Origin of the sequence: Arthrobacter sp. N1 (genome assembly GCF_048288285.1) — a bacterium.
Lineage (GTDB): Bacteria > Actinomycetota > Actinomycetes > Actinomycetales > Micrococcaceae > Arthrobacter_D.
Genome location: NZ_CP102608.1, coordinates 923071 through 933822 on the forward strand (window position 1 = coordinate 923071; position 10752 = coordinate 933822).

Sequence of the window (10752 nt, forward strand, 5' to 3'; positions counted from 1 at the left end):
ACCGGACCGATTCTGGGGGTCTGTCCTCTTCACCAAGGAGCCGGAATGCAGTGTGTGACGTTGGGTGGCGTTCGGATCGACCTGTTGGACACGGAGGACGCCGTCCGGCGCATCGCCTCCCATGCGCACAGCACTCCCGCTGATCTGATCCAGGGGCCCCTGGCGGTCATCTCGGCCAATCTCGACCATATCGCCCATTTCGGGACGGAGGGGCGGTGGTTCGACACCCTCGATCTGTCCCGGGACGACGGACCCTCGAACACCCAGTGGCTGACACTCGTCGACGGCGCACCGCTCGCAGCCGAGGCCGAGCGCCTGACCGGACGGTCGTGGCCCCGCCTCGCCGGGAGTGACCTGATCGGTCCGCTGCTGGACCAGGCCGAGGCCGACGGGACGACCGTCGGTTTCCTCGGAGGGTCGGCACTGATCCAGCGACTCCTGTCCCGGACGCTCACCCGGACACGCCCCGATCTGGTCATCGCCGGCATGTGGTCGCCGGACCGCGCCGTCCTCGCCGACCCGGCCGCGTCACGCGATCTCGCGCAGTCGATCCGGGAGGCGCAGGTGCAGCTGCTCGTCGTCGGGCTGGGCAAGCCGCGCCAGGAACTGTGGATCGCGGAGTACGGACAGCTCACCGGCGCCAACGTCCTGCTGGCCTTCGGTGCCGTCGTGGACTTCCTGGCGGGCGGCATCAAACGGGCGCCGCGCTGGGCGAGCTCGAGGGGCCTGGAATGGGCGTGGAGGCTCGCCCTCGAACCCCGACGCCTCGCGCGTCGGTACCTCATCGACGATCCTCCCAGCTACTTCAGGATGCGCCGCGACAGCTTCGTGCCCGAGCCCACTCCCCATGCGGCAGTTGCCGCTGTCCCCGTGTCCCCGCTGATCGGCGGCACTCCGGACGGCTCCTTCGCGCCTGCCGGGGAGGCGGTCGACGTCGTCGTCCAGGTGGTGACCTACAACAGTGCGGAGCAGATCGAGGGCCTCATGGCGAGCCTTCGCCGCGAAGCGCGGCTCCTCCGGCTGCGGGTCGTGGTCGCCGACAACGACTCGACGGACGGGACCCTGGCCGTGCTCGCCGCGTACCCCGATGTCATCGCGCTCCCGACCGGTGGGAACCTCGGATACGCGACAGGCATCAACGCTGCGATGCGAGTGCCGGGCGACAGTGCGGCGGTCCTCGTCCTGAACCCGGACCTGACGGTGGGACCGGGAGCCATCAGCAGCCTGTATGCGCGGATGGTGCGGTCCGGGGCGGGCATCGTCGCACCCCTGCTGCTCGACGACGACGGAGAGATCTACCCGTCACTCCGCCGTGAACCATCGATCGCCCGCGCGCTGGGTGATGCTCTGTTGGGCAGCCGGGTCCGGGGCAGGCCGGGCCGGACCGCCGAGATCGACGCCGAGCCGGAGAGCTACCGTCACCCGCACCGCATCGACTGGGCGACCGGGGCGGCACTCCTCGTCCGGTCCGACCTGGCCTCGCAGCTCGGCGACTGGGACGATCGCTTCTTCCTCTACTCGGAAGAGGTGGACTACTGCAGGAGGGCCCGAGCCTCGGGAGCCGCAGTGTGGTTCGAACCTGCTGCCCGGATGACGCACTCCCGCGGCGGATCCGGGGCGTCGCCGGAATTGAATGCACTGCTGGCGGTCAACCGGATCAGGTACATCCGCAAGCACCACCCGCCGCTGTACGCGGCGGTGTTCAGGGCGGTGGTGGTGCTCTCGGAGATGGTGCGCGTCACCCTCCCGGCCCACCGCGGCGTCCTCGCGATCGTCATCGACGAACGAGGCTGGGATCTTCTGCCCGGACCGACGGGCTCGAGGCAGGACGCCCGGTCTGCTGACTTCCCCCGGGGGTCGGTCATCATCCCCGCCCACAACGAGGAAGCGGTCCTGGCCCGGACGCTGGCGCCGCTGGCGCCGCTCGCGGCCGCCGGTCGGATCGAGCTCATCGTGTCCTGCAACGGCTGCACGGACGGGACCGTGGGGATCGCGCGCAGCTTCGAGGGTGTGCGGGTGACGGAGGTCCCGGTCGCCTCCAAGACCGCTGCTCTGAATGCTGCCGACGAGGTGGCCGCGGTGTGGCCCCGCGTCTACCTCGACGCGGACATCGAGGTCACTCCGGCCGCTCTGGGCCTGGTCCTCGATCGATTGACGACCGGGGAGGCCCTGGCAGCCCGACCGACCTTCCGCTACGACCCCTCCGGCGCGAGCTTTCCCGTCAGGGCGTATTTCCGGGCCCGCCAGCGGATCCCGGCTTTCAGCAAGGCGCTGTGGGGAGCCGGTGTCTACGGGGTGAGCGAGACAGGTCATGCTCGCTTCGGGACCTTTCCGGCCGTGACGGCCGACGACCTCCTGATCGACAATCTCTTCGGCGCGTACGAGAAAGCAGTCGTCAACGGACCGCCGGTGCGGGTCAGGACGCCACGCACAGCCTCGACCCTGCTCGCCGTCCTGACGAGGGTGCACCGCGGTAACAGTGAACTCGCCCGTCAGGACCTCCACGACCGTGGCAAGCGGGCGGACGACGCCGTGTCCTCGCCAGGGCGCACCCTGTTCGCTCTCGTGACATCGGTCCGCGGACCCGTCAGCGCACTCGACACCGCAGCCTACGTCGCATTCACGACGGTAGCCCGGGCCCAGGTGCTGGCACGGAGCGCGGCCCGACCCGCACGAGGAGGAAGGCAGGGGGCATGGGAGCGGGACGAGAGCAGCAGGCGACGGTAGGACCAGCAACCGGTGACGCTGTCACACGACCGGGCGGTCCCGACCGCCCGGTCCCGCTGCTCCTGCGGATCTTCGCCTTCAGCGTCTTCTTCTTCCCCTCGAGCATGGTGATCGGCCCCCTTGGCGCTGTCGGCACCGTTCCGATGATCCTCGGCGGAGTCCTCCTCGCGCTCTGGTTCGCCTCCGCGGTGTTCGGTCTCCACGACCCCTTGGCCGCCCGACATCCGGCGCGCCTGGCCGTCGGGGTGCTCCTGCTGGCGACCTTCGCCTCCTACGTCGCCCTGTACTCGGGATGGTCCGGCACCAGTACCGTCGCCGGCCGGGCATCCGCCGATCGCTGGCTCATCCTGCTGCTGGTGAGCGCGGGGATCGTGATGGTCGTCGCGGAAACGGTCAGGACCCTCGACCACGCCCTCGTCCTCGTGCGGGCTGTCCTCGCGGGGGCCTACTTCTGCAGCCTGGTGGCGCTCGTGCAGTTCCAGTTCGGGATCGATCCCGTCCAGTGGCTGCAGCAGGCGATGCCGGGCTTCACCTACAACGGTGGTGACACGACCTTCCAGCTCCGAGGCGGGCTCGTCAGAGTTGCTGGAACAACGTTCTCACCGATCGAGCTGTCGGTCGTCTGCGCCGTGCTCCTCCCGCTCTCCATCTGGCGGGCGATCTACGACCACAGAGGGAGGATGTGGCTGCACTGGGTGGGAACCGGACTCCTGGTGTTTGCCATCGCCTCCACCGTGTCACGTTCCGGCATCCTCGGCCTTCTCATCGTGCTCCTGATATTCCTCCCGTTCCTGCCATCAGCAGCGCGCCGCTGGGCTATGATCGCCGTGCCGACAGGTTTGGCCGGTCTCTTCCTCGTGATGCCGGGGCTGGTCGGTACGCTGTTCGCGTCCTTCACGGCCGGTGCTGACGATCCGTCCATCAGCACGAGGACCAACAACTACCCACGTGTGGTTGCTCTCGTGGAGGAGCGTCCGCTCGTCGGTGCCGGGCCAGGGAACTATCTGCCGGACAACGCACTCCACATCCTCGACAACCAGTACCTCAACAGCCTCGTGACTATCGGGATACTCGGGCTGGTCGGCATCTCCTGTTATCTACTGGTCCCTGGCCTCAGTGCGCTCATGGTCGCTCGGACGGTAGGAAACCCTCAGCTGAAGGTACTCGCCGGGGCGGTCTCCGCCGGGACACTTGCTGCAGGTCTTTGCTCGCTGACCTTCGATTCGATGTCCTTTCCGGTCTTCGCGCTGATCTACCCCGTACTCGTCGGTCTCTCGGGAGTCGTCTGGCTCCTGGCAGGATCGACGTCCGCTTCCGATGTCGGAGGAGACGCATGGACCCGATAGCCGTTATCAGGACGTTCTGGCAGTTCAAACTTCTGGTGCTTCCCGTCATCCTGGTCACGCTCGGGGCAGGTGTCTTCGTGTATCAATTCGGTCCTCGCTCCTACGAGGCCACCGCGAGCTACGCCTTGGTGAATCCGGCGATTCCCACGGACGCGGAACTGGTGGCGGATCCCCGGCTTGCGGAACTCAATGACGACAACCCCTACCTGAGGTCAGCGGACCCTAGCCTGGTGACGAACGTCCTCATCACCCGATTGAGTGCCGATTCCGTGAGTGATGCCCTCGAGGACGCGCGACTGGGGACGGAATACCTGGTGGCCCGGGGAGTAGGCGGCAACGGCTTCATCGTCGACATCACGGGGGTCGGAGACAGCCCTCAACAGTCCCTGGACACCACCAACGCTCTGGGCACCATGCTCGAGGACGAGCTCTTCACCCTTCAGACGATCAACGGTGCCGACCAGCGATATCTCTTCACGGCTCTTGCCGTGGCACCACCGGACCGAGCTACCGAACGGTTCTCCAGCAGGTTGCGGGCGGTCATCGTGGTCGCCCTCGGTGGAGCGGTGCTGCTGGTCGGCGCGGTATCCGTCGGCCGGGGGATGGCCAGCGCGGCGATCAGGCGACGGTCCGAGAGGGCGGTCGATCGGACGCCGTACCTCGGCCCGACCGGCTCTGACACCGGTGACGACCAAGGAAGCGTCAAAGCGACGGGACGGCGTTAGCGGTCAGCAACGGAGAAACGCTGAAGGGCGCGGCGTCGGTCTGCCAGGAGGGTGCGAGACTTCGCGGAAATCATCACTGCAACGTCAGTTGGGCGCACGCCGACGAGCAGGTCGTCGAGTGCTGGTGCGTCGAGTGGGACCTCCTCGTAGTGATTGAGGCAACGCATGTCGGCCGTCACGTCGATGCCGTCGAGTCCAAAGACCTCCTCGATGAAGACGCCGTAAAGGATCATCTCCGAGAAGTGCAGTTCGGCGCCGACGGCTGTTGCCCAGTCCGTGCCGGTCTCCCGTTCGATCCGAGTGAGCATCGACCGCACGACGTCCGGTACCCAGACGCACGGACAGCAGATGTAGTCAGGGAGTACCGTCCTGTCGTCCGGCGGCAATCCGAGGAGACGTCTGGCTGTCTGGTGCCACAGGCGGTGTCGTGGAAGTGACCCGTCAATCCCTGCATCCACCCTGAAGAGGGAGGCCGAACCGGAAGGAGTGAAGGTCGAGCCGCTGAATGGTCGGATGAGGACGATGTCGGAGTCGACCAGCAGGACGACGTCCGCCCGCAGGCAAGAAGCCAGGGACAGCTTGATGATCTGCTGGGCGATCCAGCCTCGGACCGGCGGATAGGGGTGGCGGACATTGATCCAGGCATTGATCGGCGGCACGCGGAGCATCGACCGCGGCAAGAAGTGGTCGGCGCAGTGGATCGTCGTCCGGTCACCAGAGAGGGAGCTGAACAGTGCCAGGTCCTGCTTCGGAACGACGATGTGGTGGTGGACGTTCTCCTGCGAGAACTGCAGCACCGATCGAACGAGGTCGCCGCAGAGCTCCCTGTCCGGCGCATAGCTTGGGGTGACGATAGCGAGGCTGGTGCTGTCGGGCCGGTTGCCTGCCGGGTGGTGATCAAGCTTCTGGTCCATCGCGCCGCCCTCCTGTCTTCTTTGGTTGTCCCGAAGGTCTTCGGGGGATGATTCCACTGTCGGTTGCTGGCGCCTCGATCATCTCCATCAGCTCGGATGCCCGTGCTTCCCAGGTGTGTCGAGCGGCGAAGTTGCGTCTGCGCTGCTCCTGATGTCCGTCGTGCCGGTTCGCGACCGCCTTCGTGACGAGATCGGCGAACGTTGATGGATCTCGCCCCACGGCCACCAGATCCGAGGCGAGCCAACGGACGGAGGGCAGGTCGGTGGACACCACACCGAGGCCGGAGGCGAGGTATTCGAGGGTCTTCAGGGGGAAGCTCGCCCGGTTGAAGGGGGTGTCGGCATAGGGCGTGAGTCCGGCGCCGAGCCGATCGAGGTGCCACGCCACCTGTGAGGGTGGGAGGCGCCCGGACCAGGTCACATTCGACGAGCGGAGCAGGGCGTCCAGGCGCACCCGACAAACACGGGTGGCCTCTACTCGTGGCCCGATCAAGGTCATCTCCACGCCCGTGTCCCGCACGGCCTCGAGTGCATCCAGGTCCAGTCTTTCGTTGAGCTGGCCGACGACGCCGGCTGTGGCTGCGCGGTGCGCCGGCGACCCCGTCCGGTCCTGCCGAGGACAGCCGTTGGCGAGGACCCTGGTCCTCGGCGCATCCGGTCGTGCACCGCCTACCATCGCATCGAGGGTCGCTGCGAGAACGGGAGAGACAGCGGCGACGATGTCGGCCATCTGCATGTTGCGCGTCATCGTCGTGCGGACCGCGGTGAAGGAGAAGCCGAGCTGGCGGGAGCCTCCGAGCCAGTCGTCGGTGACGTACAAGACGCGTGTACCTGCGACGCCGCGAGGGAAGATTGCCAAGGGGAACGACGTGAGCACTGCCGTCGACGTTCTTCCGAGATCGATCAATGCACCGCGTACCGCTCGCGCCAGCAGCGCTGCGGTGACCCGTCGGACGCCCTGTCTCGTCAATCCGGGCGGTGCGACGACCACGAGCCGAGCCATGCCTTCCGTGATGCGGGACAGCCGATAGGTCCTCCTCCCATCTGCCGGTCGCCAGGGCCGAGGCGGATCGACCCACAGCACGGGGATCTCCCGAGCCACCTCGGTTGCGAGGCGGCGGTCCGTTCCGGGCACGGGCGCGTCCCAGGAGGTGCCCGCGATCCACACGACAAAGCCCTCGCCCGGCATCGCGTCAGCCCGCCACCGGGGACGGCGCAGCGTCCTCTCGGCCGGCCACGGGATGCGCGTTGAAGTCCTCGTCCGCCGCCCTCCCGACCATGCGGCGGGCATACCGCGCCGCCGTGTGGTGAAGGAAGCGCGCCCCGGCTGCGGCGTCGTCGTACCCTGATTGACCCGCGGGGCGGGCGAGTGCCTCCTCGTAGAAGCGGATCTGCGTGCGTGCCGCCTGCGTGAGGGAGAAGTGCTCCTGCACGGTGGACAGAGCGAAGGTACCCAGCCTCGTCCGGAGGGAGGGATCGATCAGGAGAGGCCCGAGGATCGCCCCCAGGTCATGCCCACGGCCCGGTGCGGACCCGACGCCGTACCAGCCCTGCCAGAGGAATTCCGGTAGTGAATCCTCCGAGAGGAGCTTCCAGTAGCCCTTCTCGCCCTGCACGATCAGCGGGGCGCCGAAGGCCATGGCGCGGAGTGCGGAGCCACCCATCCCCAGAGCGATGTCGGCCACAGCATACGCCGGCCTCGGGTCGTCGAGCGCCCCGGTGAGGATCACCGTCCGGCGGCCCGTGGAGCGGTTGATCAGGCCGGCATGACGGGCTACTTCCTCCTCCGCCGGCCCGTCGCCGACAATCACCAGCTGGAGCGGGACCATGGCGGAGAGCGCGGCGGCTGTGTCCATGGCGTTCAGGATCCCCTCGAGTTTCAGCTCCTGCGCGAGGCGGGTGACGAGGACGACCGTGGGCACCGAGGGCTGGATCGACCATCGGACGCGGAAGGCATCCTGGCCGACCTGCAGTCCGGGCCTGTTCAGGGCCAGGTCGACGGGGGGCTCCATGAGACCGACCGTCGAGCGTCCGAAGGCCGTTTCGGCGGCCGCGATCTGTCGGGTGCCGACGAGCAGAGGCACCTGCCGGGGGATGAAGGGAGCGACGGCCATGGACAGCACGGTGGCGACGGCCCGGGTCGCCGGCCGGAGGCGCGAGGCCAGGACGCACTCGAGGGCAGGGGGCCACTCGTACCCGTGGAGGACATCCATCCCCGCCCGATCGATCCGGTGCAGGAGGGCGTTGACCACGGCGGGTGAGGGACGCCGGCGGGGCTCGGGTGCCGGCAGGACCTCCAGGCCGAGGCTCGCGCATCGGCACACCAGCGGACCGTCCTGAGCGAACACCACCACCTCGTGACCGAGGTCCTGCACGGCCGCCGCGAGTTCCAGGGCGTTGAGCTGGCTTCCGCCCAGCGACATGCTGTGGGGGTAGACGAGGATCCTCATGACGGTCGGGACTCCTTCACATCACCGCGGGAAGCATCGGATCGGCCGATCGCCTGGAGCATCCGCAGGGTGTCCCACCGCCGGAGGAGAAGGGCCGCGGAGAGCGCGGCGGACACCAGTCCGCCGAGGGCGAGGGAGACGAGCGGTGGGAGGCCGGCGCCGACCAGGGCCGTCCCGGAGAGCCATGCAGCGCCGCCGGCCAGCATCGGTTGCCACGTGCAGGACAGGATGCCGAGGAGACTGACCCCGGTGAGCCGCAGACGCCAGAAATAGAGGGGCAGCAGTACCAGGGCGGAGACCGCTGCCTGTGCCCCGGCAAGCCCTGCGATGCCCCCGAACCGGGCTCCGAGCAGGAGAGCCGGCACAAGGGCCAGCAGGGAGGATGCCTGGATCCAGAACACCGTCCCTGACAGCCCGAGCACCACCAGATAGTCGTAGGCCAGCTCGTAGAACACCCTGCACACGGCAGAGGCGACGAGCCAGGACAGGGCGGCGGCGGCAGGGACCCAGGCGGTTCCGTAGACGAGATCCACCAGTGGCACCGCGGCGGCGGCCAGGAAGGCCACGAGGGGGACCGTCACGGCAGCGAGGGCACCGATAATCGCCAGCAGCGCGGCGCGCAGATGCACCGGATCGTCCTGGAGGGTCGCGAAGGCTGCCGGAGCCACCCTGCGGAGCGGCTGCGAGAAGAGACTCACGGGCCACCCGGACAGATTGAAGGCCATCACGTAGAAGGCGAGCGCGCTGGTACCGAGGACGGCACCGGCGGTCAGTTGGTCCGCGTATCCGACGAGGAACACGATGAGGCTGGTACCGGCCAGTGGAAGCCCGAAGCGCAGCAACCCTCCGACCCGCGTCCGGTCGAGACCGAACCGGTAGGGCAGGGGCGAGGCCCGGACGAACATCACCGCGGAGATGAGCGATCCGGCAAGCCGCCCTACCGCCAGGGACATGGCTCCGGCACCGAGCAGGGCAAGTGCCACCGAGATCGCGGCTCCTACCCAGACGTTGGTCTGGTCGATGGCCATGCGGGTGCGTTCACGGAAGTGACGCTGCAGGAGGGCCGCCGGTGTCGCGGCGGCTCCGTTGATGACGACACTGAGGATCAGCAGCCGCACCACACCGGTGGCCTCGGGATCACCCATTACGCGCGTGAAGGCGGGCGCCAGCAGGAAGGCCGCCGCGAAGAACGCCGTGCTGCCCGCAACGGAGATCGTATTCACCGTCGACGCGATGAGCACCGGGTCTCCCCGCCAGCGGACGATCGCGAGGCTCACGCCGAGCTCGTTGAAACTGAGGACCGCGAGGAGCGCCACGAGGGCGACTGCGAAGGTGCCGAAGGCCTCCGGGCCGAGCACGCGTGCGAGCACGATGCCGATGCCGAAGGTGCCGAAGCGGGACACCACGGTGTTGAGCATGCTCCATCCGAGGGCTCCTGAAGCACCTGTCCCGTCCGTGGCCGGTGGTGCCGTCCGGCTCGTCATGCCGAAGCCCGATACCCCTCGGCCAGTGCCGAGCCCAGGACGTGCACCACGTACTCCTGCTGCTCGCGGGTGATGTGGGGATGCATCGGCAGGGAGAGCATACGATCTGCCGAGGATTCCGACTCGGGGAAGGAACCTCGCACGTGATGCAGCTCCCGGTACGCCGCAGTGAGGTGGACCGGGACGGGGTAGTGGATGGCGGCGCCGACCCCCCTCGCCCTGAGACGGCGCGCCACCTCGTCGCGGTGGTTCACCCGGACGACGTAGAGGTGCCAGACGTGAACGTTCCCGGGGCTCGTCCGCGGCAGGACCAGCCCGGGGACATCGTGCAACAGTTCGGTGTAGTAGGCGGCTGCCGCTCCGCGCAGGGCGTTCCAGTACCGTAGGCGTCGCAGTTTGGCATTGAGCACCACGGCCTGGACCGTGTCGAGGCGGGAGTTCATGCCGATGACCTCGTGCACGTACTTCTCCCGGCTGCCATGGCTGGCCAGCAGGCGCACCAGGTCCGCCGTGGCTCTGCTGTCGGTGGTCACGCCTCCGGCATCGCCGGCCGCGCCGAGATTCTTGCCCGGGTAGAAGCTGGTCGCGGCCGCGAACGTGCCCGATCCGACACCCTGGCCGAAGCGCGTGGCACCCTGGGCCTGTGCCGCATCCTCGACGATGACGGCACCCCATCTCTCGGCGACGGGCGTCAGCCGTTCCACGGGTGCCATCTGGCCGAAGAGATGGACCGGGACGATGGCCTGGGTCCTGGTCCCGGCAGCCCGTTCCACGTGCGCCGGGTCCATCAGCTGATGCTGCGGATCGACGTCGACCAGCACCGGGACCGCGCCGATGCGGGACACGGCCTCCGCTGTGGCGATGAAGGTGTTGGCGGGCAGGATCACCTCACCGCCGCGTGTCACCCCGCCGGCTCGCAACGCCAATTCCAGCGCATCGGTCCCGTTGCCCACGCCGACGCAGTAGGCACTGCCCGAGAAAGCGGCATAGGCGGTCTCGAACTGCCTCACCGCGGGCCCGCCGATGAAGGACGTGGTCGCGAAGACCTCCTTCAGGCCGAGCTGGATCTCCTCGTCGACCTCCGCCTGCTGTGCTGCCAGATCCAT

Annotated in this window: 8 protein-coding genes; 3 read left to right on the forward strand and 5 right to left on the reverse strand. The window is 68.2% G+C overall.

Annotation, left to right across the window (positions count from 1 at the left end):
- The first annotated feature begins 84 nt into the window (after positions 1-84).
- Genes NVV32_RS04305 through NVV32_RS04315 form a run of 3 tightly spaced genes read left to right on the forward strand, consistent with a single transcriptional unit; the run spans position 85 to position 4798 of the window.
- Positions 85-2727, forward strand: coding sequence for a WecB/TagA/CpsF family glycosyltransferase (locus NVV32_RS04305; protein WP_422391500.1), 2643 nt, complete (start codon positions 85-87; stop codon positions 2725-2727).
- On the forward strand, positions 2694-4073 hold the full coding sequence (locus NVV32_RS04310) for an O-antigen ligase family protein (RefSeq protein WP_422391501.1): 1380 nt from the start codon (positions 2694-2696) through the stop codon (positions 4071-4073). Before NVV32_RS04305 ends, NVV32_RS04310 begins: the two co-directional genes overlap by 34 nt.
- Entirely contained in the window at positions 4061-4798 is a 738-nt protein-coding gene (locus tag NVV32_RS04315; RefSeq protein ID WP_422391502.1) for a chain-length determining protein, read from the forward strand. Before NVV32_RS04310 ends, NVV32_RS04315 begins: the two co-directional genes overlap by 13 nt.
- On the opposite strand, the gene NVV32_RS04320 is transcribed toward NVV32_RS04315, so the two are convergent.
- From NVV32_RS04320 to NVV32_RS04340, 5 genes are all read right to left on the reverse strand, one after another.
- Complete coding sequence (locus NVV32_RS04320; RefSeq protein ID WP_422391503.1) at positions 4795-5712, reverse strand: DUF6492 family protein; 918 nt, start codon at positions 5710-5712, stop codon at positions 4795-4797. The genes NVV32_RS04315 and NVV32_RS04320 overlap by 4 nt on opposite strands.
- Positions 5696-6532: a glycosyltransferase gene (locus NVV32_RS04325; protein WP_422391504.1), complete on the reverse strand. Its 837-nt coding sequence runs from the start codon at positions 6530-6532 to the stop codon at positions 5696-5698. The genes NVV32_RS04320 and NVV32_RS04325 overlap by 17 nt, the downstream gene beginning before the upstream one ends.
- A 373-nt stretch (positions 6533-6905) precedes the next feature.
- Positions 6906-8162: a glycosyltransferase gene (locus NVV32_RS04330; protein WP_422391505.1), complete on the reverse strand. Its 1257-nt coding sequence runs from the start codon at positions 8160-8162 to the stop codon at positions 6906-6908.
- Positions 8159-9580, reverse strand: coding sequence for an oligosaccharide flippase family protein (locus NVV32_RS04335; RefSeq protein WP_422391506.1), 1422 nt, complete (start codon positions 9578-9580; stop codon positions 8159-8161). Before NVV32_RS04335 ends, NVV32_RS04330 begins: the two co-directional genes overlap by 4 nt.
- A 62-nt stretch (positions 9581-9642) precedes the next feature.
- Positions 9643-10752: a DegT/DnrJ/EryC1/StrS family aminotransferase gene (locus NVV32_RS04340; RefSeq protein ID WP_422391507.1), complete on the reverse strand. Its 1110-nt coding sequence runs from the start codon at positions 10750-10752 to the stop codon at positions 9643-9645.